Below are 4175 nucleotides of genomic sequence, written 5' to 3'. Positions count from 1 at the left end.
CGGCTGCGGCGGCAGCGGCGTCGCGGGCGCGGGAGGGCGCTGCGCCGCAGGATCCGGGGCGGTGGCCGGGGCCGGGGTCTCGCCGCTCGGCGGGCGCGGCGTGGGCGGCAGCGGCGGCGGCGAGCCGGGGGCCGCCGTGACGGCCTCGCCGAACAGCGCGAGATCGTAGCTCCCGATCTGGACGAGGTCGCCTTCGCGCAGGCGCCGGCGGGAGGTGATCCGCTCGCCGTTGACCCGCGTGCCGGTGAGGCTCCCCAGGTCCTCCACGTGAACGGACCCGCTCGCGCGCAGGAACCGCGCGTGGCGCCGCGAGACGTCGCGATCCGAGAGCCGCACGGCGACGCCCTCGGCGGCGCGGCCGACGACGAGCTCGTCGCCGGTGAACGGCACCGTCGAGCGGGTCCCCGCCTCGTCCTCGACGACGAGCCGCATCGCGCCCGCGGTCACGGCCTCGGCTTGCCCCCGTCGAGGCGCGCGAGCTTGCGCGCGAACTGCGACCCGTCCTTCGCCGGCAGCACCACGAACTGGTCGATCTCGTGGCCCGTGAGCGTGAGGTCGATGCGGTGGCGCTCGTCGAGCCGCACGCCCGGGATCGTGATGGGGGTCTTCCCGGCGGGCCGCTCGTCGAACCGCACCTCGGCGCCGGGCGGATCGCTCTCGACGCGGAGCGCGCCGAACGCCGAGGCGAGCTCGGAGTGCACGCGCGTCACGAGCCGGCCCGGGGTGGGCTGGGTGGCGAGCGTGACTCCGCGGAGCCCCTCGCCGCCGAGCGCGATCTCGTGGGGGCGCGCGAGCCGGACGTCCTCGATCACCGCGGGCGTGGTGAGGCCGGTCGGCGCGCCGTCGAGCGTGACGTCCGCGCCGGGAGGATCGGAGGTCACGACGAGGACGCCCGATCGCAGCCAGGGATCGGCGTAGCGCAGCCCGGCGAAGCCGGCGACCGCCACCACGAGGCCGACGAGGAAGGCGGTGCGCAGCCGGACACCGGCCTTCACGACCGTCCGCGTGCGCGGCGCGCGCGAGGGCGCGCGGCGCGGCTCGGGGGAGGGCGCGGCCTCGACCTGCGGCTCCCAGGCCTTCACCGGGGTCTGCTCGGCCGCGCCCGGGAGCACGCCGGCCGCCGCCGCCGCGTTCGTGAGGACCTTCATGATGAGCGGGTCGTGGGCGCGGGCCGCGCGCTGGCGCTGCACCTTGTCCGCGAACACCGCCTTCATCTGGCTGGCGAGGAGATCCTGGATCGACGAGTGCGGCGTGGGGAACAGCACGTCCACGAGCGCGTCCGCGAACGAGCGGGCGTCGGGGTAGCGGTCGTCGGGATCGTAGGCGAGCGCGGTGGCGACGATCGCGTCGAGGTCCTTCGGCAGCCGGGGGTCGATCGCGGTCGGCGGGACGACCTTCGCCTTGCGCGCCTGGACGAGGGACTCGACGTCGGTGGCCTTCGGGAACGGCTTCTGCTTCGTGAGGAGCTCGTAGAGGAGGATCCCCGCCGCGAAGAGGTCGACGCGGTGGTCCCAGCGCTTCTCGAGCGAGGCCTGCTCGGGCGCGACGTACCCGAGCTTCCCCATCAGCATCCCCTCCTTGTAGTTGGAGAGGTTCGTCGCCGCGCGCGCGATGCCGAAGTCGAGGAGCTTCACCTCGCCCTCGTACGACACGAGCGCGTTGTCCGGGGAGACGTCGCAGTGCACGATGCGGAGCGGGTTGCCCTGGCCGTCGGTCTTCCGGTGCGCGTAGTCGAGGCCCTGCAGGAGCTGCAGGACGAGGAACATCGCCTGCTCGGGCGTGAGCTGCGTGCCGGCCTTGGCGAACGCGGCCATCATCTCCTTGAGGGAGACGCCGTTCACGAGCTCCATCGAGATGAAGAAGTTCCCCTCGAAGCTGCCGCACTCGTAGATCTGCGCGATGTTCGAGTGCGTGAGCTGGACGGTCAGCTTCGCCTCGTTCACGAGCATCTTGATGAAGCCCTGATCCTGCGCTCGCGCGGGCAGGATCCGCTTCACCACGAGCTCCTTCTCGAAGCCGCCGGCCCCTGGGACGCGCGCCCGGTAGATCTCGGCCATCCCCCCCACGGCGAGCCGTTGCAGGAGGAAGAACTTGCCGAAGAGGTGCGGCTTGAAGTCGGCGCCGCTCGCCTGGGGTGCGGCCTGGGGCACGATCCCGCGGATGTTAGCCCGCGCCCCCGCAGGGCCACAAGGCGGGCGACCGCGGGACGTGGCGGCGACCCCTCTCACGCTGCGTGAGGCGCGCGCCCCGGGCGCGGCGCGCGGGGTGTAGTGCGTCCGCGCACGAGCGTCTCCAAGGTGGATGTGCGGCCGCCACGCGATGGCGGCGGAGAGCGAGGACCCGATGGCCGAGAGCCGCGAGAGCCGCGACGCGAACGACCCGCGCGACCAGCTGCGCGCGTTGAACAAGGCGGAGCGAGCCGAGTTCGAGGCCGAGGAGCAGGGAGACACGGGCGGCGGCGAGCACGCCGGCCCCGGCGAGCGGGCGCGGCTCGCGGCGGAGCGCGAGGCGGGCGGGCCGGGCGCACCCGGCTCCGCCGGAGCGCGCAAGCCATAGCGGGACGCCGGTGCGGGGCGTCACCCATCGGGCCGGCGGGCGCCGCCTCCGTGCGGCGCGGGCGGCGGGCTAAGCTCGCGCGACGGAGGCACCATGGACGACCCTGGGTTCGGCGCGCTCGGGTTCGGCGCGCTCGCGGCGCGGATCATCGAGGAGACGGGTGACGCCGTCCTGTTCGCGGATCGCGACGGCGTGCTGCGGCTGTGGAATCGCGGCGCGGAGCGGATGTTCGGGTGGAGCGCGGCGGAGGTCATCGGGAAGTCGATGGACCTCATCATCCCCGAGCGGCTCCGCGCGCGGCACTGGGACGGCTGGAACCGCGTCATGGAGACGGGCGTCACCCGCTACGGCACGGAGGTCCTGGCGGTCCCGGCGATCCGCAAGGACGGGCAGACGATCTCGATCGAGTTCACGATCCAGCTCATCCGCGATGCGTCGGGGCACATCCTGGGGCCGTCGGCGGTGATCCGCGACGTGACCGCCCGCTTCAAGCGGGAGAAGGAGCTGCGCGCGCGCCTGAAGGAGCTCGAGGCGACGCGGACGTAGCCGCCGGCCGCCGGGCGATCGCGTACAGCACGTGGTAGGTCGCGGGCACGCCGCCCGGGCCCCCGTGCCGCTCCTCGTAGCGCCGGATCGTCTCGAGCGTGGCGCGCCGCCCCGAGAGCCCGGTGCGGCCGGGCACGGCGCTCGTCGCGCCCACCGCCTTGAGGGCGCGGAGCACCGCGCGCGCGTCCGCGTGGCGCTCGACGAGCTCCTCGTCGCGCGTGGCCTCCAGCGTGAGCCCCGCCGCCCCGAGCGCGCGCGCGAGCTCCTCGAGCGCGAGGAAGCGGTGCACCGGCGCTGGGCTCCCGGCGGAGGCGTCGCGGAAGGCCTCGCGGAGCTCGAAGAGGGTGCGCTCCCCGAAGAGCGCGACGCACAGGACTCCGCCCGGCGCGAGGACCCGGCGCGCCTCCTCGAGCGCGGTCGCCACGCGCGGCAGCCACTGGAGCGTGGAGGTGGTCACCACGAGATCGAACGCGCCGTCGCGGAACGGGAGCGCCTCCGCGTCCGCCGCGGCCACCCCCGCCCGCGGGGCGGCGCGGCGCGTGGCGCCGCACATGCCGGGCGCGAGATCCACGGCCGCGGCGGCGAGCCCGGGCCTCGCGGCGAGGAGCCGGGAGAGGAGCGCGCCCGTGCCGGCGCCCACGTCGAGCACGCGGCGCGCGCCCGGCGCCGCGCCGGCGAGGAGCGCCAGCACCTGGTCCTGCACGGCGCGCTGCACCTCGGCCCGGGCGTCGTAGGACGCGGCGGAGCGTGAGAAGGCGGCGCGGACGCGCCGCTTGTCGACCGGGTTCAGGCGCATGCGGCGAGGAGCGGCGCGAGCGCGGCGGCGAACGCGTCCGGGCGCGAGAGGAAGGGGGCGTGGCCCGCCCCGGGGATGACGGCGAGGTGCGCGCCGGGCAGCGCCCCGGCGAGCGCGCGTCCCGCGCCCGGCAGGCAGACCGGGTCGCGCTCGCCGTGGACGACGGCGACCGGCACGTCGAGGGCGCCGAGCGCGCCGCGCAGGTCCGCGGCGGCGAGCACGTCGAGCCCGGCGCGGAGCGCGGCGGGGGAGGGCAAGGGCGTCCGCGCCCGGAGGG

The 4175-nt window shown here is 75.8% G+C and carries 6 protein-coding genes; 2 read left to right on the top strand and 4 right to left on the bottom strand.

The window, feature by feature from the left end; all coding sequences use genetic code 11:
• Both MNZ39_RS23515 and MNZ39_RS23510 read right to left on the bottom strand, forming a co-directional pair.
• A partial coding sequence (locus MNZ39_RS23515; protein WP_242341517.1) for an FHA domain-containing protein occupies positions 1-447 on the bottom strand: 447 nt, incomplete at its 3' end.
• Positions 444-2150, bottom strand: coding sequence for a serine/threonine-protein kinase (locus MNZ39_RS23510; protein WP_242341516.1), 1707 nt, complete (start codon positions 2148-2150; stop codon positions 444-446). The genes MNZ39_RS23510 and MNZ39_RS23515, both read right to left, overlap by 4 nt.
• 193 nt (positions 2151-2343) lie before the next feature.
• Here MNZ39_RS23510 and MNZ39_RS23505 point away from each other — a divergent pair, with 193 nt between their 5' ends.
• Complete coding sequence (locus MNZ39_RS23505) at positions 2344-2556, top strand: hypothetical protein (RefSeq protein ID WP_242341515.1); 213 nt, start codon at positions 2344-2346, stop codon at positions 2554-2556.
• Positions 2557-2649: 93 nt separating this feature from the next.
• Positions 2650-3102 carry a PAS domain S-box protein gene (locus tag MNZ39_RS23500; protein ID WP_242341514.1) on the top strand — a complete coding sequence of 151 codons (453 nt, stop codon included), beginning with the start codon at positions 2650-2652 and terminating at the stop codon, positions 3100-3102.
• Here the strand turns inward: MNZ39_RS23500 and MNZ39_RS23495 are convergent.
• Together MNZ39_RS23495 and MNZ39_RS23490 are read right to left on the bottom strand one after the other, a co-directional pair.
• Positions 3044-3898: a methyltransferase domain-containing protein gene (locus MNZ39_RS23495; RefSeq protein WP_242341513.1), complete on the bottom strand. Its 855-nt coding sequence runs from the start codon at positions 3896-3898 to the stop codon at positions 3044-3046. The two genes, MNZ39_RS23500 and MNZ39_RS23495, sit on opposite strands and share 59 nt — an antisense overlap.
• On the bottom strand, positions 3889-4175 hold a 287-nt coding region (locus tag MNZ39_RS23490; RefSeq protein WP_242341512.1), incomplete at its 5' end, for an alpha/beta fold hydrolase. The genes MNZ39_RS23495 and MNZ39_RS23490, both read right to left, overlap by 10 nt.

The organism is Anaeromyxobacter sp. SG66 (assembly GCF_022690805.1).
In the GTDB taxonomy this organism is placed as follows: Bacteria; Myxococcota; Myxococcia; order Myxococcales; family Anaeromyxobacteraceae; genus Anaeromyxobacter; species Anaeromyxobacter soli.
Note: the sequence above shows the minus strand (reverse complement) of the source record. Positions and strands in the feature narration are given on the sequence as shown.